This is a genomic window from Pseudescherichia sp. (genome assembly GCF_031979925.1).
Lineage (GTDB): Bacteria > Pseudomonadota > Gammaproteobacteria > Enterobacterales > Enterobacteriaceae > Pseudescherichia.
The window spans coordinates 36307-57630 of sequence record NZ_DALZFB010000001.1; the positions used below are offsets into that span (position 1 = coordinate 36307).

At 50.2% G+C, this 21324-nt stretch carries 17 protein-coding genes; 6 read left to right on the forward strand and 11 right to left on the reverse strand.

The features are described 5' to 3' along the window. Positions 1-143: 143 nt before the first annotated feature. Positions 144-455, forward strand: coding sequence for a flagellar hook-basal body complex protein FliE (gene fliE, locus RTM13_RS00175; protein WP_312209180.1), 312 nt, complete (start codon positions 144-146; stop codon positions 453-455). Positions 456-587: 132 nt separating this feature from the next. Here fliE and RTM13_RS00180 read toward each other — a convergent pair whose 3' ends face one another. The 3 genes from RTM13_RS00180 to RTM13_RS00190 are packed head-to-tail and all read right to left on the reverse strand — an operon-like array spanning position 588 to position 3141. Next, positions 588-1862 carry a DUF6056 family protein gene (locus tag RTM13_RS00180; RefSeq protein WP_312209181.1) on the reverse strand — a complete coding sequence of 425 codons (1275 nt, stop codon included), beginning with the start codon at positions 1860-1862 and terminating at the stop codon, positions 588-590. Then, positions 1859-2782 carry a glycosyltransferase family 2 protein gene (locus tag RTM13_RS00185; RefSeq protein WP_312209183.1) on the reverse strand — a complete coding sequence of 308 codons (924 nt, stop codon included), beginning with the start codon at positions 2780-2782 and terminating at the stop codon, positions 1859-1861. The genes RTM13_RS00180 and RTM13_RS00185 overlap by 4 nt, the downstream gene beginning before the upstream one ends. After that, positions 2779-3141 (reverse strand): GtrA family protein, encoded by a 363-nt coding sequence (locus RTM13_RS00190; protein ID WP_312210091.1) that lies wholly within the window; start codon positions 3139-3141, stop codon positions 2779-2781. Before RTM13_RS00190 ends, RTM13_RS00185 begins: the two co-directional genes overlap by 4 nt. Before the next feature lie 450 nt (positions 3142-3591). On the opposite strand from RTM13_RS00190, the gene lysM reads away from it, so the two are divergent. Next, positions 3592-4050, forward strand: coding sequence for a peptidoglycan-binding protein LysM (gene lysM / locus RTM13_RS00195; protein ID WP_312209185.1), 459 nt, complete (start codon positions 3592-3594; stop codon positions 4048-4050). Positions 4051-4154: 104 nt separating this feature from the next. Here lysM and yedF read toward each other — a convergent pair whose 3' ends face one another. Together yedF and yedE are read right to left on the reverse strand one after the other, a co-directional pair. Continuing rightward, the gene (gene yedF, locus RTM13_RS00200) at positions 4155-4397 is read right to left on the reverse strand and encodes a sulfurtransferase-like selenium metabolism protein YedF (RefSeq protein WP_312209186.1); all 243 of its coding nucleotides are present in this window, start codon (positions 4395-4397) and stop codon (positions 4155-4157) included. After that, on the reverse strand, positions 4394-5599 hold the full coding sequence (gene yedE, locus RTM13_RS00205) for a selenium metabolism membrane protein YedE/FdhT (RefSeq protein ID WP_312209188.1): 1206 nt from the start codon (positions 5597-5599) through the stop codon (positions 4394-4396). The genes yedF and yedE overlap by 4 nt, the downstream gene beginning before the upstream one ends. A gap of 188 nt (positions 5600-5787) precedes the next feature. Between yedE and yedD the strand changes: the two genes are divergently transcribed. Further along, on the forward strand, positions 5788-6201 hold the full coding sequence (gene yedD, locus RTM13_RS00210; RefSeq protein ID WP_312209190.1) for a lipoprotein YedD: 414 nt from the start codon (positions 5788-5790) through the stop codon (positions 6199-6201). Positions 6202-6242: 41 nt separating this feature from the next. Here the strand turns inward: yedD and amyA are convergent, their stop codons facing one another. The 4 genes from amyA to fliD all read right to left on the reverse strand — a co-directional run bounded on the left by amyA (position 6243) and on the right by fliD (position 10036). After that, positions 6243-7730, reverse strand: coding sequence for an alpha-amylase (gene amyA, locus RTM13_RS00215; RefSeq protein ID WP_312209192.1), 1488 nt, complete (start codon positions 7728-7730; stop codon positions 6243-6245). 101 nt (positions 7731-7831) lie between these two features. Beyond that, entirely contained in the window at positions 7832-8191 is a 360-nt protein-coding gene (gene fliT, locus RTM13_RS00220; RefSeq protein ID WP_312209194.1) for a flagella biosynthesis regulatory protein FliT, read from the reverse strand. After that, positions 8191-8601 (reverse strand): flagellar export chaperone FliS, encoded by a 411-nt coding sequence (fliS, locus tag RTM13_RS00225; RefSeq protein WP_312209196.1) that lies wholly within the window; start codon positions 8599-8601, stop codon positions 8191-8193. The genes fliT and fliS overlap by 1 nt, the downstream gene beginning before the upstream one ends. Before the next feature lie 22 nt (positions 8602-8623). Beyond that, the gene (gene fliD, locus RTM13_RS00230; protein WP_312209198.1) at positions 8624-10036 is read right to left on the reverse strand and encodes a flagellar filament capping protein FliD; all 1413 of its coding nucleotides are present in this window, start codon (positions 10034-10036) and stop codon (positions 8624-8626) included. A gap of 241 nt (positions 10037-10277) precedes the next feature. Between fliD and RTM13_RS00235 the strand changes: the two genes are divergently transcribed. Then, a complete protein-coding gene (locus tag RTM13_RS00235) occupies positions 10278-11183 on the forward strand; it encodes a flagellin (RefSeq protein WP_312209200.1) in 906 nt (301 codons plus the stop codon). A 182-nt stretch (positions 11184-11365) separates the two neighbouring features. Next, entirely contained in the window at positions 11366-12271 is a 906-nt protein-coding gene (locus tag RTM13_RS00240; RefSeq protein ID WP_312209200.1) for a flagellin, read from the forward strand. Positions 12272-12361: 90 nt separating this feature from the next. On the opposite strand, the gene RTM13_RS00245 is transcribed toward RTM13_RS00240, so the two are convergent. Beyond that, positions 12362-13513, reverse strand: coding sequence for a GT99 family glycosyltransferase N-terminal domain-containing protein (locus tag RTM13_RS00245; RefSeq protein ID WP_312209202.1), 1152 nt, complete (start codon positions 13511-13513; stop codon positions 12362-12364). 324 nt (positions 13514-13837) lie between these two features. On the opposite strand from RTM13_RS00245, the gene RTM13_RS00250 reads away from it, so the two are divergent. Further along, positions 13838-17488, forward strand: coding sequence for a glycosyltransferase (locus RTM13_RS00250; protein WP_312209203.1), 3651 nt, complete (start codon positions 13838-13840; stop codon positions 17486-17488). A gap of 50 nt (positions 17489-17538) precedes the next feature. On the opposite strand, the gene RTM13_RS00255 is transcribed toward RTM13_RS00250, so the two are convergent. Next, positions 17539-21105, reverse strand: coding sequence for a glycosyltransferase (locus RTM13_RS00255; protein ID WP_312209205.1), 3567 nt, complete (start codon positions 21103-21105; stop codon positions 17539-17541). Positions 21106-21324 lie beyond the last annotated feature (219 nt).

A 21324-nucleotide genomic window follows, 5' to 3' on the forward strand; every position in this document is an offset into this window, starting at 1 on the left:
CCATGTTGATGGCCCCGCCATTATTTGATGATTCACGAATTTCTATGGGTCAAATAACCTGGTTTTTTGTCGCTATTTACCGCCTTCATCTTATTGACAAGCTGGTAATCTCGTCGCCAGTCAAATCATGTAGGGGTTAAACCATGTCTATTCAGGGGATTGAGGGCGTCATCAGCCAGCTGCAGGCAACGGCCGGCGTGGCGAAAAACCAGAGCGTTGGCGCTGAGTCCACCGTTAGCTTTGCGGGCCAGCTGCATGCCGCACTGGATCGCATCAGCGATACGCAGAACGCCGCGCGTACGCAGGCTGAGAAATTCACCCTTGGCGAGCCGGGCATCGCCCTGAACGACGTGATGACCGATCTGCAAAAATCATCCGTGTCGTTACAGATGGGGATCCAGGTGCGTAACAAACTGGTGACGGCGTATCAGGAAGTGATGAGCATGCAGGTGTAGGTGATTTAATTATCGCGTGAAAATCGCGTAGCCCATTGACCCTTCTTGACGCCTAAGCTAGCCATTAGCTTATGCTGATAGGATGAGAGTCAATGGGTACATGTTTGTAATTAAAAGTCTTTCGCCCTATCGTTAACCGACTATTTTGCAACCATAATACTCAGAAACTTTCGGAAGATTATAGTAATACCATTCATCACGATTATTAAGATATCTGTATTTTTTAAAACCCTTGATCAAATTTACTTTTATTCCTTGTTTACATGCCTGGCTGTTAAGTTGAGATTCGATTCTTAAGGATCGTTCTTGCATAATAGTATAATACTTGTGGTTGACCTTATATACTGTGAGGCATGTGTAAACTGAAAAGACTCCAATTATTAAAAGAGCAAATGCATAATAATTCCTTACTCCTGTGTTCTTTTGTATAACGCTGATAACAAAAGCCAACATAACGCACCAGGCGAACATATATGACCTTGGCTCAGTATAAGGTGAGGCTATCATTGAGCCAACCACCAGAGCGGCAGAAACTATAAGAAAACAGTGCTCTTTTCGAATGTCTTTTTTGTATAACAGATAAGCGAAAGCAATTAGCGCAACCACAAATAGCACACCTGATGTCTGTGCAAATATTGAAACGACATCTACTGTTCTATTTTTTATACCATCGAAAAAAGAAATGTTTTGGTGATACCACTCATGATATTTCATTCTGCGATAGATGGTAGATGGTGCGATCATGAGAGCGCCCCAACCAATGAGAGTTGAAAGGGGTATAAGTAATAACCTGCTAACAACCTGTTTACTGCTAAACAGAACACAAAGTAGAAATAGTATTGTTGCTACCGGCACATTCTCGAATGATAGTCCAGATAAAAAAGCAAGCACGCAGTAAGCACTGAGCAAAAATTTACTCGAGTATAGTTTATTTCTGCGTTGTTCGGTCATAAACTTTTTTACAATAACCAATGTAATAATCATAGGCACAGTGTACCCAGTTATTACTGTCCGCCAGAGAAATAGCTCAAATCCTGGCCACATTAAAAATGTAATTAGAATGCTTATAGTAAACGCAATCAATTTATCATTATCATCGTAAAGCAACGTTGCCAATAAATAGCAAAGGGCTGCAACAGAGGCAATTGCGATAATGAAAAAGAAATAGTCCGGCATGCTTAGTGAAAATATAGATAGCTGCTCGCCTAAACGGGCATTCCACCCTTGTATTTGCAATAACGATCTTGACGTGGCCCAGGCAATACGCTCATTTAAGCTTTCGTTAACAAATCGCTTTGTAAGACCGTAGTCCTCTCCATTTAGTGGAGAGAAGTGGAATGTAGCTGCATAGATACAGAATACGATAGCGGCCTGCATAAATATCAACGCTCTTAACGTTTTGCTCATTGCTTATCTACCTTTTTTAAAACATACCTTGGTCGTCTTTTAACCTCGATGTAAATCCTGCCGATGTACTCTCCGAGAACACCTATGCCCATTAACTGAACTCCACCCAGAAACAGTATAGATACGAGAAGGGATGGATATCCACGGACCTGACTACCGAAAACAAGTGTGCCTACTATCATCCATAAACCATAAGAAAAGGAAATGGCTGCGACTATAAATCCGATATATGTCCATATTCTTAAAGGAAGCGTGGAAAAACTGGTTATACCTTCAAGTGCCAGATTCCATAATTTCCAGCCATTGAATTTAGTACTTCCAGCAACGCGTTCAGCGCGAGTATATTCGACTACCTCAACATGACCGCCAACCCATGAAAGAATACCTTTCATAAAAAGGTTACGTTCATGCATTTGCTTAATATTGTCTACGACTACGCGTGACATGAGTCTGAAATCACCTACATTTTCTTCAATTTTAGGATTGCTGATTTTGTTATGTAGTTTGTAGAACCATTCTGCGGATTTTCTCTTTAAGCAGCAGTCGGTCGAGCGATCGGTTCTTTTAGCTAATACAATTCTGGCACCGGCGAGCCATTTTTCAATTAATAGAGGTACAACTTCAATAGGATCTTGCAAATCCACATCAATGGGAATAATCGCATCGCCTGAAGCATGTTCCAGCCCGGCAAAAAGAGCAGGTTCTTTACCAAAATTTCGGGTAAAGGATATGGCTATAATCAGCGGATCAGCAGATGAAATGGCATTGATAATGTTTTCAGTGGCATCTGTGCTGCCATCGTTAACAAATATAATTTCAACCTCGTACTGTTTCAAACCTTCAAAATCGCGAACCGTTTTATAAAAAATAGGAATGGTATCTTCTTCATTAAACACAGGAACGACGAGAGAAATCTTCATTTTGCATCTCTGAATACAATATATTTAGAAAAGATAAAGCCACAAACAAGACTTATTGCAGAAAAAAATATTAGGGTCAGTATGGGCGGCAGGAAAAAGAGATCGGCAACCTTCCCAACCGCAGCGCTCATAATACCCATAAAAATGACATATAAAAGATAGCGTAAAGTAGTAGTTGAAGACTTAAATGTAACTCGTGCATTAGCAAAGAAGCTAAAACTTACTGCGACAAAAAAACCAGTAAAGTTTGCAACTGATTGATTTGAATGAGTGATATAAAAACATGCAGCAAACACCAACCAGTGGATAAGCGTGTTAAAAATACCTACGGTTGCATACTTAACGAATATATTTAGCATCATTAAAATCAGTAAGCTCATGAAGCTATACAGCTTAACAGTGGTCAAAGGTACAGTCACTACTGCTATAAAGTACACGCGGCATAAAAACGATATTAAATGATGTAGATCATGTTATTCATATTAATGAGCGGTTTTTACTTTTATTGAAAGCGCCAGATTGCCAACCATTAATAAAAATCGCAAATATTATATATAGCAATCATTCATATGGATGATATTATTTTTATCAATTGCAATGTAACATTTCAAAACACATGGTTTATGGCATAGTTAATCATTATTTTTTGTTCAATTTTTTATTGGCTATTCTTAATGATCCAAACGCCATAGAGCTGAGAGTAAGCAGAGGGACAAGATCAGAACTTCCTTAAATTATGCTTACGTCAGCCGCTTCACCTGGCCTCTGCTACACTTTCAGAGTCTTAACTTAACGGTAAGGAGCTGAAAATGGGTCTTTTCAATTTTGTAAAAGAAGCAGGTGAAAAGCTGTGGGACGCCGTCTCCGGGCATGATGACAAGGAAGATCAAGCGAAAAAGGTGCAGGAGCATCTGAGCAAAACCGGTATCCCGGACGCGGATAAAGTTAACGTGCAGGTTGCAGACGGCCAGGCCACCGTAACGGGTGAAGGGCTGAGCCAGGAAGCTAAAGAGAAGATTCTGGTCGCTGTGGGTAACATCTCCGGTATCGCCAGCGTAGCTGACAACGTCAAGGCCGCGCCAGCCGCCGATACGACTGCCAAAGAGAGCCAGTTCTATACGGTTAAATCTGGTGACACCCTGAGCGCTATCTCTAAACAGGTGTACGGCGACGCTAACCAGTACAATAAAATTTTCGAAGCGAACAAACCGATGCTGAAAAGCCCGGAAAAAATCTATCCGGGCCAGGTGCTGCGTATTCCGCAGTAATCTGCCAGCGCCGTAGGCCGGGCAAGGCGTTAGCCGTCGCCCGGCATTACTGCATTCGCCGGGTGGCGCTACGCTTACCCGGCCTACGTCCCCGTTCCCTTGGTCTATTTCTGAATCAAATAACGAATCGTCGGCCCATCCTGCTGGATATCCAGTACGGTATAGCCGTGATTGCGTGCGTCCAGCGGTATATTGTTAATGGACTGCGGACAGTCGCTCACCACCTCCAGAACCTCACCTTTCTTTAGCTGCGGCATCGCTTCCAGCGTGGCGACGGCAGGATAGGGGCAGGGCTCGCCCACCATATCAAGGCGGTAATCTGGGATTATCGTTGTGCTCGTAATCATACCGCTTCCTTAACCGCCAGCGTGGCGGCGCGCTTAAAGAAATGTTTTTCCCAGGCCACGACCAGCAGCAGGGCGGCCAACAGCAGGCCATAGGTGGCCAGCAGACCTCCGAGCGGCCCGAAGGTGTTCAGCAGATTGACCTTATCCCAGCGGGTTGCCAGCGAGGGAGCCAGATCGTCCCAGAAGTAGGCCAGCAGCGTTGAGCCGATGACATTTCCCAGCCCTACCCACCAGTAGTGCACCTGGCCCTCTACGGCGCGGTACATCCAGCCGGTTTCACAGCCGCCTGCCAGCACAATACCGAAGCCAAAGAGCAGGCCGCCAATCACGGCGTTAGGGCCAGCCCACATAATTTTGGCCTCAACTCCTAGCTGGACGTAGCTGAAAATGCCGATCGCGCTGACAGCCATGCCAAGGATGATAGCCTTCGCCATATGGGTGCGGCCGGTGATCCACATATCACGGAAGGCGGAGGTAAAGCAGATCTGCGCCCGCTCAATCAGCAGGCCAAAGCCGACGCCGAACAGCATGGCGAGACCCAGCCTGGGCTGATTCATCGCCGTTAGCAGCGCCCATCCCAGCATGCCAACAAACACCAGCATGCCGAGGCGAAAGCGGCGGCGAGCCTGGGCAGGCTTCTGGGTTAACGGTGAGGCGGCTGATACCTTCTGGATTTTGACCGGTATGCGAAACAGGGGCAGCAGGGTAAAGCGCGCCCCAAACCAGCTGCCGACCGCCGTGGCCAGCGCAAAGAACCAGGCATGGAGCGAAAACTGCGGAATACCGGTAAAGAACGCCGCCAGGTTACAGCCCATCGCCAGCCGTGCGCCGAATCCGGCAATGATGCCACCAACAACAGCCTGCATAATACGGATCCGGCTGCGGGGCATGCGCAATTTGACGTTATTCGCCCACAGCGCGGCGGCAAAACAGCCGCCAAACATGCCGATAATCATCATGCCATCGATGCGGGTCAGCGGCGTGCCCTCCAGATGGATCAGCTTGTAGTAGCCCCAGGTTTCCGTATGAACGCCCATCAGTTGTAAGAGTTGACCGCCCCAGCGGGTAAACTCCCCGGTGACGGCCCAGAAGGTGCCGGTAATACCAAAATAGTAGGTTGAGAGAATGCCGGCGGCGATAACGGCGGGCAAAGGCGCCCAAAAGGTAATCAGCCAGCGCTGTTTGAAGTGTTGCCAGGACATGGTAATAGCCTCTGAACTCAGAAGGTTTATCGTATAAAGCGGAACCGCGATCCTACACGGAACGGTACGTTTGCCCAGCGGTAAATGGCATTTATACGGTGCAGATCAATTTAACTCGCGAAGGTTATCGCTGGCGGGCGTGACGCTTTAATGCCAGAATAATTTTTTCTTCGCAGGCAGGACATTAGATGAAAAAAGTAGCATTTTTTAGCGCATTGCTGGCGATGACCGGCTGTGCACAGATTGATAACTATAACGAGGTGGTAAAACACCCTGCGCCAGCAGGTCTGGCCGGGTACTGGCAATCTGCCGGGCCACAAAGCAAGCTGGTGAGTCCGGAGGCGATAGCCAGTCTGGTGGTAACCCCTGCCGGGGATACGCTGGACTGCCGTCAGTGGCAGAGGGTGATTGCCCTTCCGGGCAAGCTGACGCTGCGCGGAGATGATTTTTATAACGTCACGCAGAAGGTAGAGGTTTACTCCCTTGAGCGGGAAGGGGCAATGCTTGAATATGCGGGAATGACCCTGAAGCGGGTTGACCGGCCAACCGCCGAGTGTGCCGAGGTGCTGGCTAAAAGCCCGCTGCCTACGCCGCTGCCGTAAGATAACAACGCTGAGTGAGGCTCCTCACTCAGCGTATTCAGTTACAGCACCTCTTCCAGTACCCACACGCTGACGCTGCCGCCGTTGCAGGTAAAGGTGCCGGTGCCGTTTTCGTCGGTGGCTACGGTCTCCTCACGGTTGCCCAGGTAGTCGCGCCACATCTTATTACCGTAGTTCGCTCCCAGCTCCAGCGTCTTTTCACCCTCGTCGCCGTTAGAGAGCACTACCACGCAGCCCGGATCCTCTTCGGTTCCGCTCCGGCTAAAGGCGATGCAGTTCGGGTGATCGAACCACAGAGTCTGTACGCCGTGGGCAAAGCGCTGACGGGCCAGGATTAGCTGGTCGAGCTGTTCGATAATCGGCATATCGATGTGGTAGGTCTCGCCGTCGCCGCCGGTATCGTCATAGCTTGCACCGTAGAGATCCGGATAGAACACCGACGGGACCCCGTTTTCGCGCAGCAGGATCAGGGCGTAGGCCAGCGGCTTAAACCAGGATTCCACCGGCGCTTCCAGGGCCTGCAGCGGCTGGGTGTCGTGGTTAGTCACCACCGTTACCGCGTGGAAAGGATCGGCCTCTACCAGCGTGCCGCTGAAAATCTGGCTCATGTCGTAGTCACGACCCTGCAGCGATGCCTGATGGAAATTCATCTGCAGCGGGGCATCGAACAGCATCGTATTGCCTTCTACCTGATCGATATACTGTTGCAGCCGATCCACTTCGTGGGACCAGTATTCGGCGACGATGAACAGCGGCTTCGGCGCGACCTCCTGCACGTGGGCGATCCACTCTTTATAGAACCAGGCCGGGATATGCTTTACTGCATCGAGGCGGAAGCCGTCGCACTGGGTCTGCTCCATTACCCAGCGCGCCCAATACTTGATCTCCTCCGTTACCGCCCGGTTACGGAAGTCGATATTGGACCCCATCAGATAGTCAAAGTTACCCAGCTCTTCGTCGACCTGATCGTTCCAGCCCTCACCGGTGTAATCGTTGACGATTTTAAAAATGCCGTCTTCATCGGGATTTTCGATATGATCAACGCCGCTAAAGCACTTGTGATCCCAGACAAATTTTGAGTACTTTCCTTTACGGGCGGGGAAGGTATAGCGCGTCCAGGCTTCGCACGCGATCTCCTCGTCGTCGATTTGGTTACGATCGTGTTCATTCACCCGATTGACACAGATCGACTCTTTTTCGTCGGCTCCCATCTTATGGTTGACCACCACGTCGAGCAGCACGGCGATGCCGTTCTCCTTCAGCGCGCCAATGGCCGCCAGCAGCTGGGCCTTATCACCGTATTTGGTAGGAATAGTGCCTTTTTGATCGAACTCGCCCAGATCGAAAAGATCGTAGGTGTCATACCCGACCGAATAGCCTCCCGTTGCTGCTTTATAGGCGGGCGGCAGCCAGACCATGTTAATGCCAATATCATTAAAACCAGACGCACGCTCGGCCACTTCCGGCCAGAGTTTACCGCCTTCCGGATAGTACCAGTGAAAGCATTGCAATAAGGTGGGGTTTTTCATCGACCATGCTCCAGAGTAAGGAACTTGAAGTATGGATGAAAATCAGAAAACGAAGCGGGTGGGGGCGTTAAAATAGTTCACCCGCTTACAGGCGGCAGCGTTCAAAGCTCGCTTGGGAAAAGGATATTACCAGAGAGACGTCCATAGGTTGAATTCAGGTTGTGTTGCCGGGACGTTTGCCCAACCAGAGTGCGTAGTTCTTCCATGCGCTGATGCAGCAGCGTTTTTAACTCAACTTCGTTATCGAGGATCTGTTTTAACAGGGGGCGGAGCAGCCCCTGAATAGTCGGCGCGGTATCTGCCGTATCCTGAAGCTGGGTCAGCTTTTCTACGGCGGTGATATAGTTCACCTCATGCTGAATTAACTCATCCCAGCGCCCCTCTTTAGCAAGGCTGAGCATCATGTTGCTGGTCAGCAGCAGTTGCTGGTAGTGGTGGAGCAACCCGAAATCGGCTTCCATTAGTAGGTGTCCCGCGCATTTTGATTATTGGGGCCGATCTCCTTCCAGGCATCTGCAATGTTGGTCAGCAGGTTCGTGACCTCATCAATGGCAGCAAGGTCATTGTGCAAATTAGCCTGGAGAAGACGCCGTGTCATATAGTCATAGAGATTGTCAAGGTTTGACGCAAGGTCGCCACCAACTTCATGGTTAAGCCCTGCGCGTAAGCCGTTAGTGATGATGTTGATGGCCTTTGACAACGCCTGTCCTTTACCGGGAATGTCTCCCTGATCGATCAGGATGGCCGCTTTTTTCATGGCGCTGAGTGCGCCATCAAAAAGCAGGACTACCAGCTGGTGTGGGCTGGCACTCAGAACGGCGCTTTCGACGCCGACCTGTGCATAAGCCTGAATTCCCGATTTTGTATACATGTCAAACCTCAATCGTCACTCATTAACTGTTTATGGCATTAAACTGCTGGGTCAAATAGCTGGCCGTAGAGTCCAGAGACGACATAAGCGTACTCAGGCTAGTAAACTGAGCCTTGTAACGCGCCATCGTCGCGGTGATCTGGTCATTTACCCGATCGTATTTCTCTGACAGCTGCTTCAAACTTTTGTTGATTCCGTCGGTGGCGTTCTGCAGCGAGCCGTCGGTGCCCAGAATATCTTTCAGCTGATTGCTGGACTGAGTCGCGAAGCCGGTCGTTTTGCCATCGCCGGAAAGGAAAGTCAGCACGTCGGTCGGGGATTCGTTCAGCGCCTTGGTCAGCTTAGTACTATCAACCGTCAGCTTGCCGTTAATATCCTGGGTAATCCCCATCTGCGACAGGGTAGCGATCGCGCCGGTTCCCTGATTGGTAGAGAGCTGTGAACGCAGACGCGTCTGGATATTACGCAGCGTGCCGTCGCCAAGCAGGTCACCGTTGGAGGTGCTCTGGCTATCGCTGCCCTGATCTACCGCCGTATATTTGGTCTGGTTAGTGATGGTGGTCTGCAGCGAGTTATAGGCGTCAACGTAGGCCTGGATCGCCGTGGTCATTGGCTCGTTGTCTTTTACAACGGTCAGTGTTTCCGGGCTACCCACGTTGGTTTTGGTCAGCGACAGGGTTACACCTTCTGGCGCATCGGTAATGGTGTTGCTGCTGCGGGTGATGGTGATGCCATTAATTTCAACAATCGCATCTTTCGCTGCCACCTGCTGGGTCATCGTGCTTTTCGAACTGTCGGCGGCGTCATAGCTGATATATTTCGCCAGCTCGCTGTCGTCAGTGCTGATGGTCATCGCGTTCGCCGTGCCGCTGTCGCGGGAGGTCAGCGCCAGGTAATAGCTATTATCATCCGCTTTAATAATGCTCGCGGTGACGCTGCCCTGTTTGGCATTGATCGCGTCGCGAACGTCCGCAAGGCTGGTTTTATCGCTGGCCAGCATCACCGTCATGGGATCTTTTTGACCCGGCTGGGTGATAGTGATTGTCCGCGAACTCAGGCTGCTGTCGCCGAGATCGGTGTCCTTGCTGCTTACCTTCGGGCTTAGCAAAGACTGCGAGGCGGCCAGCTGGCTGACTTCAACGGAGTAGGTGCCTGCCGTGGCGCTGTTGGCCAGCGTCGCGCTGAATGCGGTATTGGTGCTGGAGACCTTAGCCGACGCGATGGCGGAGGTGTTTTTCAGCGCATCCGCAGCCGTTTGCAGCTTGGTCAACGCCGTCTGCACTACGCCCCAGGCGGTCAGTTTTGCCTTATAAGAGGTCTGCTGCTGAGTAATAGGCGTCAGTCGGGTTTGTTCCGCAGACTCCAGCCCATCATATAATGTGCTTAACGACGAACTCATGCTGGTGCCCGCACCGAGCGAACTTACTGTTGCCATAATAACATCCTTTCATTTGAGACAATCACTGGATGCTCTATCGGCAGCGACAGCAAAAAGATTAGAGTGTTTTACAAAAAACAATGGCGAAATAAAGCGGAGAAAAACCAGGCAGTTTGCGCCTTTAAAAAAGCGATCTTTTTTTCTAAAGGTTATGCGAGGGCGGTCGATAATCACATTGACGGTGAGAAAGCCGTAGGCAGATGCCTGAATCTGATAACTTTTTCAAAGGAATACCATCATGGCTGTTATTAATACTAACACCCTGTCGCTGACGACTCAGAACAACCTGACCAAGTCTCAGTCTTCCCTGGGCACCTCTATTGAGCGTCTCTCTTCCGGTCTGCGTATCAACAGCGCCAAAGACGATGCTGCTGGCCAGGCGATTGCTAACCGCTTCACCTCCAACATCAACGGCCTGAGCGTTGCTGCACGTAACGCCAACGACGGTATCTCCCTGGCACAGACCGCTGAAGGCGCGCTGGGCGAAATCAACAACAACCTGCAGCGTGTACGTGACCTGACCGTTCAGGCGCAGAACAGCTCCAACTCTGCATCTGACATCGACTCCATCCAGGCTGAAGTTAACCAGCGTATGGAAGAGATCGACCGCGTAACCAAGCAGACCGACTTCAACGGCATCAAAGTGCTGAACACCGGTTCCGGCACCAGCAGCTACAGCTTCCAGGTTGGCTCTAAAGACAGCGAAACCATCTCCATCAGCCTGAGCGAAAGCAACGACTACAACCTGTACAACGCCTCTGGCGCATCGGCAGCAACTACCGGTCAGACCATTAACGGTAACACCCGTACCACTGCTGCAGAAGGTTTTGACGTTCTGAAAGGTACCGTCGGCTCTGGCGGCGCCACTGACGGCAGCCCGCTGGCAGATATCGATGAGGCGATCAAAGCGGTTGATAACCAGCGTAGCCTGCTGGGTGCATCCCAGAACCGTTTTGAATCCACCATCACCAACCTGAACAACACCGTGAGCAACCTGACCGCTGCCCGCAGCCGTATTCAGGACTCCGACTACGCGACCGAAGTGTCCAACATGTCCCGCGCGCAGATCCTGCAGCAGGCCGGCTCTTCCGTACTGGCGCAGGCCAACCAGGTTCCGCAGACTATGCTGTCCCTGCTGCGTTAATTCGCAAATATGATTTACCCAAAGCGCCGCCTGTCGGCGCTTTTTTATTTTCTCGCCGGCAAAAAAAATCTTCAGAAACTCTAAAGCTTCACGATCTCGTGTCGATAACATTATTGAAGGCGATGAGGCCGTTGGGCACATGCCGAAATAGCATTACCACTATTTAAAGAAGGATATTTACCATGGCAGTGATCAACACTAACACCCTGTCGCTGACGACTCAGAACAACCTGACCAAGTCTCAGTCTTCCCTGGGCACCTCTATTGAGCGTCTCTCTTCCGGTCTGCGTATCAACAGCGCCAAAGACGATGCTGCTGGCCAGGCGATTGCTAACCGCTTCACCTCCAACATCAACGGCCTGAGCGTTGCTGCACGTAACGCCAACGACGGTATCTCCCTGGCACAGACCGCTGAAGGCGCGCTGGGCGAAATCAACAACAACCTGCAGCGTGTACGTGACCTGACCGTTCAGGCGCAGAACAGCTCCAACTCTGCATCTGACATCGACTCCATCCAGGCTGAAGTTAACCAGCGTATGGAAGAGATCGACCGCGTAACCAAGCAGACCGACTTCAACGGCATCAAAGTGCTGAACACCGGTTCCGGCACCAGCAGCTACAGCTTCCAGGTTGGCTCTAAAGACAGCGAAACCATCTCCATCAGCCTGAGCGAAAGCAACGACTACAACCTGTACAACGCCTCTGGCGCATCGGCAGCAACTACCGGTCAGACCATTAACGGTAACACCCGTACCACTGCTGCAGAAGGTTTTGACGTTCTGAAAGGTACCGTCGGCTCTGGCGGCGCCACTGACGGCAGCCCGCTGGCAGATATCGATGAGGCGATCAAAGCGGTTGATAACCAGCGTAGCCTGCTGGGTGCATCCCAGAACCGTTTTGAATCCACCATCACCAACCTGAACAACACCGTGAGCAACCTGACCGCTGCCCGCAGCCGTATTCAGGACTCCGACTACGCGACCGAAGTGTCCAACATGTCCCGCGCGCAGATCCTGCAGCAGGCCGGCTCTTCCGTACTGGCGCAGGCCAACCAGGTTCCGCAGACCATGCTGTCCCTGCTGCGTTAATTCCAGGCTAAGTTATAAATCATCTTTTGATGTTTTATACATCGCCAAAAAACCCGACCTTATGGTCGGGTTTTTTTTGTAGCGAAAAAGCTAGCTCAGTAACGCCTTTTGAGTCTCATAACAGGATTTGTGCCAATGGATAATCTCGCTATCTTTGGGCTTTGAAAGACGAAAACGTAAATAATCCATGTCGAGTAGTAACTCATAAGGTACCAGGTAAGCAAAAAGGTAGAAGTAGAGACGACGGCATTTTTCTGCCTCATTTTCTGCTTCGGCTATAAATTTGAAGGGACCCTCGCCCAGGATCGTCACTTCCTTATTCAGGAGAATCGCTTCGAGAGCCACACCGGAATTGACGGTGACAATATGATGGCACCTGGAAATGAAATCATTGCTGCATGGCGATGAATCAATCTGGAAAGAGGCTTTAGCATTTGGGGTGAAAAGCGCATAGGGATGTGGACGAACAATAATCTTTTTCATTGTAGCATGGTGCTTTACACGCATATATTCCAGCAGAGTAAAGTTATTAAATGAATTCCCATATGCGACAAGATTGGAATCATTTTCTACCTGTAGGGCTACGCCTATATCATACTCTGGCGCCGCAGGCGAAGCATGTAATGCTTTTGAAAAATAGTGCCTTAACTCATTTACAGAGAGTTGCTGCTTGCACTCTTCTGCAGCATTGAGGTAGCGGGACTCTGCTTCGGCTGAACCGTTTACGCCTTGAAAATCGAAGAAAAAAGTTGAAAAATAGTCTGGCAGACGCAGCGAACCCTGCTCAAAATGCACTACCGGGATGTTCAGTGCCTCCGCGGCAAGGTTAAGTGACGCACAGTTGTTCCAAACCAGCACGGCTTCAGGATGGCTAATATTCGCCAGAATGTACTTAAGTTTCTGGCGAAGCTCAGGTATATCTTCAGTCAACCAGGCCTTATAAAACTCGGTTGGGTTAGCGTAGTTCTGCAAATGTTGTTCAAAGAACGCTTCATCCAGCAGTGTGAATTGACAGTTATCTAACTGCTGCTGAGTTGGCAACGTGTAGCCATGTTTTCTCTGATTGTATTCCTTCGGCTCCCACCGAAAGCGCTCTTGCCAGTATTCTACGGAGTTAAAATAGTCCTTGCTTAATATGAAATGGACAGGCTCTTTGACAGAGGTCAGGACCTTATAGAAGAACCATAAGTCCGGGGCCTGGTGTCCGCGAAAGGGATAGGGGGCTAAAAATACAGTTATCATAACAGTGCCTGAAGTGAAATCTTGTTATAGAGACCCTGTCAGTCTGAGCTTCAACAGGATATGAACCAGAACCCGCGGTAAACTCAGACAGGGAGATTCTTAGTCTGAGGATAGTTTAAATGAACACGCTATCCCTTAAGGGGAGAACAACCTATTATTTGACATTTTTATTTGCAGATAGCCAGACGGTCACGCGATTTTTGGTGCAATCGTCAGATTTAGACCCTTTTCCCTAATCTGTTTTTCCCCTCAAAATCCCTGTCGTCACGCACAATATCGCATTACTACACTCATGCCCGCCGCAGGCCATGTAGAGGATGACATATGCGAAGCTTACTGATCAGCGTTGATAAATTTGACACGTTTTCTGCCCATTCCGTTGAGATAATGGACATTGCTGATACGTTACTGGCCACCGGCTGGCATATCGATCTTATTTGCTCTACTGCAGGTAAAGCGTTAACGGCTGACATAGCGAGGCTATCCGACGGTGGACATTTTTCACTTATTACCGATAGCCAGGGCGAATTAGCAGCCTGCTATGACGCTATCTGGATCTATCGTGGTTTTTTTAGTGAAAAAATGCTTAACGCGGTTAATGAGCAGCGCCTTGCGGGGCCAATGATTTTTCGCCATTTTAGTGATTACAACGACCTCTATATCCCCTATGGCGTCCAGCTTGAAAACCAATTTGCCTCTCTGACGCTTGGACTTTCATCCCGGACCAATGAATTTCTCCTGCAAACTGGGGTGGATAGCACCCAGCTGCAGACGCTGCCCTGGACAGTGCCCACCAATTTTATTGTCTACCGCGCAAAGTGTGCTGGGATAAAACCTAAGCGCGTGCTCTATATTGCGTCAAAAATGTCGGCTGAGATGTATGAGATCCAACAGCGTGCAGCCGAGTCGGGCATTACGCTGGAGTGGCTGGATCTGAGTGCGCAAGTGCAGAAAATCGAACCGGACTGGCTGGCACAGTATGATGTGGTAGTGGGTAATGAAAACTACGTACCAAAAGCGTTGGTTCTGGGGATCCCCGTATTTCTCGTTAATGAAGGCTACGTAGAGGGCTATCTCAATCAGGATAATCTGGCACGCAATGAGTATGACCATTTTTGCGGCATAACGTTACGTAATAATCCGGATGCAGAAGAGTGGATAGAATTACTTATTAATGGTTACGAAAGTACTGCAGCATGGACGAGAGAACAGAGTAAGCTACTGGCAGAGCGTTGGAGCCTTCCTCGTGCACTGGACGCTATCCTCGGATCTGCCTTAAACGACAAATCACGCTCGCTTGATAAAAAATCCCGCTATGCGCTGACTTTTTATCGAAAAACTGTACTTGCCCAGCAGTCTACGCACTATTCAATCTCCCGCTGGTTGGCCGACCGCAAAATCAGTGATGCACGGCGCGAGGCCTTACTGGCCTTTGTTAAAAGCTACCCGGAAAAAGGCAGCATTGGGGTCATTGTGCTCGATGATGGGCTGGATAATGCAGCGTATGAGCGGACGCTTAATTCGCTAGCGGCGCAATCGCTCGCGCCAGCCAGCGTCGATAGCGTTAAGATCGGTGAGCGGTGGGGCAAAGATGTAAATGCGCTTTTAACCACCCGCGATGCGGATGCTGTATTAGTTATCCCGGCAGGCTTTATGCTCCTGGAGGATGCGCTGCTCCGTTTTGCTGAACAGCGTATGCATAAGCAAAACGCCTGGCTCTTTTACTGCGATGAAATGACGCGCGGGGAAAATGGTGAGCCAAACCCTGCCTTACGTCCGGATGTAAATATCGATTTGCTGCGGGGGACGCCGTATGTTGGCCAGGTCCTGCTCTTCTCCCGAGAAATAGCGTTGCAGGCCGGTGGCCTCGATCCGCAATATCAACATGCGCCATTTATTGATCTGCTGTGGCGGTTTGTCGAGGGGCAGGGCGCTGGAGCGCTGGCGCATGTTCCCGACGTCCTGGTGGAAAGCCCCTGGCTGCCGTCACGCTGGAGCGAGTCCGACGCAGTGCGCCGCGACTGTGAGCAGAGTGTCCTGGCGCATTTACAGCGCCTTGGTATCACCGCAGCGCTGGAAAAGGGGCTCTCGCCATCTATTAAACGTCTGCGCTATCGCTGGGCGGCCGCGCCGCTTGTTTCCATCATCATTCCTACCCGCGATCGTTTTGCGCTGCTTAAGCGCTGCATTGAAAGCCTGATGGAGAAAACTCGGTATCAGCATTATGAATTGCTCATTGTTGATAACCAGTCTGTTGAAGAGGATGCCTGCCGATTTCTCAACGATCTTGCTGCGCTAGGGATCGACCAGGTACGGATCCTACGCTACGATGCCCCGTTTAATTTCGCCGAGATTAACAACGCAGCCGCACAGCAGGCCCGGGGTGACATCCTGCTGTTTTTAAACAACGATTGCGAAATTATTGAGGGTGACTGGCTGGAAGCCATGCTTGAGCATGCTTTACGTCCTGAGGTCGGCATGGTCGGCGCACGCCTCGAATATCACGACGGCCGTGTTCAACATGGCGGCTATCTGCCTGGCGTCCAGCATGGTATAGAGGTGGTTTATGACGGGGCTGATGGGCAAAGCAATGGTTATCAACACTATCTGAAAACACCGCGTAATCTGGCGGCAGTAAGCGCATCCTGCATGATGGTGCGTAAAGAGGTCTTTGTTTCACTTAACGGCTTCAACCAGGAGACCTATCCTCTCTATTTTGCAGATGTTGATTTAGGCCTACGAGCGCAGCAATCGGGCTATCTCAACGTCTGGACACCTTATGCCCGTGTTAGGCATATGGGCGGCGCGACGCGTCTGTTAGGCAATAAATTCCATGTTCAGGAGCGCCCGCTGCTGAAAGACTACGCAACGTTGCGCCGGGAGTGGAAACAGGGGCTATTGGCAGAACCCTCTTATCACCCGCTGATGCAAAAGATGAATGCGCCTTTTACCCTTAGTAACAGCGCTGCCCGCCTTCATCAGCCGCTGCCGGGACGGCCACTGCCAGTGGTGATGGCCCATCATATTGACTGGCAGGGATGTGGTAACCACCGCATTATTCAACCCTTCAAGGCGTTGGAACGCCATCTGCTTGCGGAGGGCGGGCTGATCAATAGCGTACCGGGCGTGATGGAAGCAGCACAGCTACAGCCGGATATTATTCTGCTCGAGCTGGTTACCGGCAGCCGTTTCCCGGCAATTATAAGTCAGTATCGTGAAGTGTGTAATGCGAAGATCGTGCTGGAATATGATGATTATCTACTTAACGTGCCCGTTAAGAACGGTAACAGGCATAAGTTCCCACAGCATATGATTAAGAGCCTGCGCAGGACCATGGAAAGCGCCGACTGGATAGTGGTCGCGACCGAGCCTCTGGCAGAGGCCTATAGCCGCTTCCATCATGATATTCGCGTTGCGAAAAACCGTCTGGCTCCCGATCAGTGGCAACATCTACGCAGCCTGCGCGAGACGGGTGAAAAAATTCGTGTCGGCTGGGCAGGCGGTAGCTCGCACGCAGGCGACCTGGAAATATTGCTGCCCCTGATTAAGGCGCTCGAAGGGCAGGTTGAATGGGTCTTTATGGGGATGAAGCCTCGCGGTGTAAAATGCGAATTCCATCCCGGCGTACCCTTTGATATGTATCCGGAGAAACTGGCCAGCCTGAATCTGGATTTGGCGTTGGTGCCACTGGATGATAATCAGTTTAATGAGTGTAAAAGCAATCTACGACTGCTGGAGATTGGCACCTGCGGGGTACCGATCGTTGCCAGTAACCTGGCACCTTACCGCTGTGGGCTGCCGGTAACGCTGGTAGAAAATCGCTTCAAGGACTGGATGAACGCTATTCAGCTCCATCTAAATGACTCGGCATGGCGTAAGGCGCAGGGCGATGCTCTACGTGAAGCGGTGCATCGCGACTGGTATCTGCGCGATGCTGGTCTCGATGACTGGCGTCAGGGGTGGCTGTCCAGATAACGATAGAGGAGATCACCCATTTAATAAGGCCGGATATCCGGCCCTTTTTATTAATCGGGTAGCCAGCAGCGAGCATGATGCAACAGATTACCTGCTTCCAGCATGCCCGTTTCATATACCTGTTTTTTCAATTCATCCCCCAGTTTCCCTGCCGCCTGCCAATCGCTGAGATGCATTTCAAGCGCGTCACGCCAGCACTTATAGCGATTTTCCACGCGCGTTACTGCAAGGTGATTACGCAAACTAACGATATCGCTGCAAATAATCGGTACGCCGCAGGCACCATATTCAAATAAACGGATGGCACTCTGATGACGATTCCAGGCATTATCTGCCATAGGGACCAGGGCAAGATCCAGATTAAGCGAGGCCAGCTTTTGTGGATAATGCTCCGGACGAACCGAAACATGGAACTCAGTAACCCAGGCACGTAAGGAGGGAGGACAATAGCCCAGGAATATCCACTCAACCCGGTTAGCCATCTGGCTAATAAGTTTATGAATGAGATCTAAATCATCCTTGTTATTAGCATCGCCTACCCAACCGATGCGTGGTTTACTACTGGCTGCACGCTGGCTGGTCAATCCTGACCATAGCGTTGGATATAAGCGTGTTTCTACGACGCGAATATCGCTATGTAATCCTCGACACGTCTCTGCAATGGCGTCACTGGCGACAACCAGCCGATCAACATTATTCAACGTACCTCTTAGTGCATTAAGTATATCCGGGGGGAGTTTTTCCCGTGAGGTGGCACTGGCCGGTAAGGCAGGGAGGTACTCATCCAAATCAAATACGGTAAATACAGGTGAGATCCTACGCAGGCGATGTAGCCATTCCTGCATAAATGGCGAGATTTGTTGCTGTATGACTAATGATGTTGGCGCATAGCGCGCAATCTCAGCATAGGTACTGGCATGGTAATTAATCTGTCCATCCACCAGAGCCTCGGTGCGCATTCTTTCAAGTGGCCACGCCAGACGCTGCTGGCTGGCAGGGTGGCTACGAAGCGGAAACGTCATGACGGTTGGCATCGGCTTCCAGTGTAGGGGCTGCCAGGTGTTCTTTCCGTCCGCCACAAATTTAAAACCGGCATCTTCAAGCGACAGATTTGGATTATAAGCGGGATCGTTAGCGATGATCGGTAACCATTTCTGGTACATGGTATCCTGCTCTGCCATAAAGCGCTGGCGCTTCTTTTCCTGAGTCGATTTATCGACTTTCTTTTGGCTTACGCTACCTTCATGCATTACCACAGCATGAGGTGTCCAGACGGTTAAATAACCCGCCTCTCGCGCTTTTAGACATAAATCAACATCGTTATATGAAACGGTGAAGTTCTGTTCATCCAGCCCTCCCACCTGCTCGTACACGGATTTACGGATCAGCAGGCAAGCCGCGGTAACGACATTGTAGTTTTGATCGACCTGAAGCCGATTCATATAACCACCTATATCATTATCGCTGCCAATAAACGGATGATCTGCCGGGCCACGCAGTCCCAGAACAACACCGGCATGCTGCACTTTACCCGTTGGGTAAAGCAGTTTCGCCCCGACAATGCCAACCTCTGGGCGCAGGCCGTGGTTTAATAAGTGATCCAGCCAGCTATCGCTGATAATCGCGGTATCATTATTCAGTAGAACCAGATAGTCGCCGTTTGCTTCACGTGCCGCCATATTATTAATAGCGGAATAGTTAAACGGATAAGGATAGCGCAGTACGCGGATACGTTGCGGATCGATTGTCGAAATACCCTCCAGCCACTGCTGTGCCTCCGGCGTTTCGCTATTATTGTCGACAATAATTAACTCATAGTTACGGTAGCGCGTTTTTTCCAGCAGACTGGTTACGCAAGGAATTAAGACCGCCAGTTGATCTTTGGTAGGAATAATGATGGATACCAGCGGCTGTTCTTGATGATGATAACGTAGAGCATATAAACCTGGATGTGGCATCTCTACCTCACCCTGAAGATAGCCTCTGGTACGCAAGTGTGCCGCCAGGATCTCAATCTCTTCAGGCTGGTTACTTAACATCGGCTGCTCGCCAATGACAAAGGGTTCCGACAGGTGTCCGGCAAACTGGATCCCTTTTTGCTCGATCAAACGAACAATAAATTCAAACTGCCACGCCTGGGTATAGCGTGGATTAAATCCGTCTAAGGCAAGGACTGTACCGGCGCGGAATATCCAGTGACGCGCCATTGCTGAAGGATAACTCAGCAAAAGATCAAGATTGAAGTCCGGGCGCAGCGCCGTGCGTGCGAGTTTGCCTTGCGAGCGATAAAACTCATCGCCGTAGACAGCGTCGCAGCCCATCGCGCTATCAAGGGCCAAATCGAACATCAGCATTCCGCTCATCAATACCGTTTCACCGGCGTCAAGAAACATCACCCAGTCCGTATTGTTCGCGGCAAGATAGTGATTGATAGCCTGTACATAGCTGCCATCTGTAACCTCTATCAGCGGAACATCTGGAAAAGCAAGCTCTGCTCTTTTACCCAGCACCACAGGGATAAGTGAAAGACCATAGCCATTAAAGGCACGAATACTCGCCAGGGTTGCTTCGACCGATGCTGCCTCTTTGCCAGCCTGCGTGATGAATATATGCAGCGTATGATGAATATTTCTATTGTGCTGGAAGGAGTGCGCCCAGGCGTGATGTTGAGGAGGCAGGACGCGACTGTTTAACCATTGCTGAAGGATATGGCTCTGAAAATCTTCGGCTGAACGTTGGGTAGCCTGTAACAATCCCTGAAGCAGGTTTTCTTCTTGAAATTGTTCGGGAGCATGCATAGGTGCAACCTTCACAATCTGGTTCTGCTCTCTGTCACCTTTATACCAGCCTAACTCTTTTATGACCTGTGGCATGGTGGTGTAAGTCTTGTTCACCATCGCTTTGTATTTATCGGTGTGCGCAAGCTGGCTGCTCTGGTTTTCCGAGACGCGGAATGCGGTCAGCGGGTCAGCAATAAACGCCAAATCGCCTAAATTAAGTAATTTTAAATACAGGGCGACGTCTGCCAAAAAGGGCATTGACTCACCGTTAAGCTTGAAGAGTTCATCTCCAAACGAGAGCAAGTCCTCCCGGTAGCAGAGCACAACGCTTGGCTCGCCTATAAAATTGATCATGTAATCAGTAAAGAAGGCGATGATATCTGCGCCGTTAATAATCACATCACAGGCGAAGGGGAAGGCGGTTGCGGTGATATCAGCTAGCAGTGCGCCATTTTCATCGATACGGGTGCGTCGTGAAGAGGCAAGACGATTATTGGGCGACGAATTTAATGCATGAACCAGGCGGGTAATACAAGTCGGTTGAATAATATCATCGTCGTATAAGAACTTGATATATTTGCCTTTGGCTTCCAGCACGCAGCGCTGTGCATTGTGTACTTCACCGAGACGGGTCTCATTTTTAAAATAGCGGATAGGTATTGAGGCCTGTGGTGCATAACGCTCGCAAAGTGTGCGGATGGTATCATCGCGGCTATCATCACAAACGATTATCTCGCAGTTTAACCAGTCTTGGTTAAGCGCGCTCAGCAACGCTGTTTCAAAAAACTCAGGGTTATAGGCTGGGGTGAGAATGCTCACCAGGGCATGTTCGTTCATTATCATTTCGTCATCGCCCCCTACGCGCAGGTAAGGGTTAGGCTACCGGTAGGCATAAAATTTGCCACAGGAGGGCAGGCGTTCAGTTGCCAAATATCCGCTATTTTCCCGCTCTGTTTAGGGGATAGCGTTTAATTAGCACTGGAAAGTGCCGCTGTTTCGCCGATAAGCGCGTCTTTAAGAAGAGTAATATGAGCTAACTCCTCACCACCTTTCAGG

Excerpts from the sequence above, each read along its gene's own strand:
- fliE (WP_312209180.1), top strand. The coding sequence starts at position 144 with ATGTCTATTCAGGGGATTGAGGGCGTCATCAGCCAGCTGCAGGCAACG.
- RTM13_RS00180 (WP_312209181.1), bottom strand. The coding sequence starts at position 1,862 with ATGAGCAAAACGTTAAGAGCGTTGATATTTATGCAGGCCGCTATCGTA.
- RTM13_RS00185 (WP_312209183.1), bottom strand. The coding sequence starts at position 2,782 with ATGAAGATTTCTCTCGTCGTTCCTGTGTTTAATGAAGAAGATACCATT.
- RTM13_RS00190 (WP_312210091.1), bottom strand. The coding sequence starts at position 3,141 with ATGCTAAATATATTCGTTAAGTATGCAACCGTAGGTATTTTTAACACG.
- lysM (WP_312209185.1), top strand. The coding sequence starts at position 3,592 with ATGGGTCTTTTCAATTTTGTAAAAGAAGCAGGTGAAAAGCTGTGGGAC.
- yedF (WP_312209186.1), bottom strand. The coding sequence starts at position 4,397 with ATGATTACGAGCACAACGATAATCCCAGATTACCGCCTTGATATGGTG.
- yedE (WP_312209188.1), bottom strand. The coding sequence starts at position 5,599 with ATGTCCTGGCAACACTTCAAACAGCGCTGGCTGATTACCTTTTGGGCG.
- yedD (WP_312209190.1), top strand. The coding sequence starts at position 5,788 with ATGAAAAAAGTAGCATTTTTTAGCGCATTGCTGGCGATGACCGGCTGT.
- amyA (WP_312209192.1), bottom strand. The coding sequence starts at position 7,730 with ATGAAAAACCCCACCTTATTGCAATGCTTTCACTGGTACTATCCGGAA.
- fliT (WP_312209194.1), bottom strand. The coding sequence starts at position 8,191 with ATGGAAGCCGATTTCGGGTTGCTCCACCACTACCAGCAACTGCTGCTG.
- fliS (WP_312209196.1), bottom strand. The coding sequence starts at position 8,601 with ATGTATACAAAATCGGGAATTCAGGCTTATGCACAGGTCGGCGTCGAA.
- fliD (WP_312209198.1), bottom strand. The coding sequence starts at position 10,036 with ATGGCAACAGTAAGTTCGCTCGGTGCGGGCACCAGCATGAGTTCGTCG.
- RTM13_RS00235 (WP_312209200.1), top strand. The coding sequence starts at position 10,278 with ATGGCTGTTATTAATACTAACACCCTGTCGCTGACGACTCAGAACAAC.
- RTM13_RS00240 (WP_312209200.1), top strand. The coding sequence starts at position 11,366 with ATGGCAGTGATCAACACTAACACCCTGTCGCTGACGACTCAGAACAAC.
- RTM13_RS00245 (WP_312209202.1), bottom strand. The coding sequence starts at position 13,513 with ATGATAACTGTATTTTTAGCCCCCTATCCCTTTCGCGGACACCAGGCC.
- RTM13_RS00250 (WP_312209203.1), top strand. The coding sequence starts at position 13,838 with ATGCGAAGCTTACTGATCAGCGTTGATAAATTTGACACGTTTTCTGCC.
- RTM13_RS00255 (WP_312209205.1), bottom strand. The coding sequence starts at position 21,105 with ATGAACGAACATGCCCTGGTGAGCATTCTCACCCCAGCCTATAACCCT.